The organism is Oleiphilus sp. HI0061, assembly GCF_001635675.1.
This window is the reverse complement of record NZ_LWFE01000516.1, coordinates 1-676: the sequence shown is the minus strand read 5'-3', so window position 1 is coordinate 676 and position 676 is coordinate 1. Positions and strand designations below refer to the sequence as shown.

The following is a 676-nucleotide window of genomic DNA, read 5'->3' as shown; positions in this document are numbered from 1 at the left end:
AAACCTAATTACCGTTAGTAATAGTTATCTAGGTAATTAGTACTCCTGAAGAAGAGTACTTAGGTGCTCTTCTTCAACCTTCTCGGATTTAAGTAATTGAATTTTAGAATATTAAAGTTCTAGGGAGTCTCATCAATGAGTGCAGCAAATCTTGTTAAAGGTCTGATGACGAGAAAAATATTGTTCGGGGCGACAGTCACGGCAGCATTATTTTTCATGTTAGTCGGTGTCATCTTCTGGGGCGGATTTAACACTGCGATGGAGCAAACCAATACCCTAGAGTTCTGTATCAGTTGTCACGAAATGGAAGACAACGTTTATAAAGAATACCAGTCAACTATTCACTACACCAACCGCAGTGGCGTTAGAGCAAGCTGTTCAGATTGCCACGTGCCTGATCCATGGGTGCATAAAGTTGTTCGTAAGATAAAAGCTTCTAATGAGTTATGGCATAAAGCTTTGGGAAGTATTGATACGCCAGAAAAGTTTGATGCCAAGCGCTTCACGATGGCAAAGAAAGTTTGGGGTGAAATGAAAGCGACAGACTCACGCGAGTGTCGAAACTGTCATGACTTCGAAACCATGTTGCCAGAAAACCAAAAGCCTCGCGCTCGTAAACAGCATTTGAATGCGATGACAGCAGGTAACACTTGTATTGATTGCCACAAAGGTATTG

General features: G+C 41.6%; 1 protein-coding gene. It reads left to right on the top strand.

The genetic code is table 11. The features are described from left to right. Window positions 1-135 precede the first annotated feature (135 nt). A partial coding sequence (locus tag A3735_RS06810; RefSeq protein ID WP_197485721.1) for a NapC/NirT family cytochrome c occupies window positions 136-676 on the top strand: 541 nt, incomplete at its 3' end.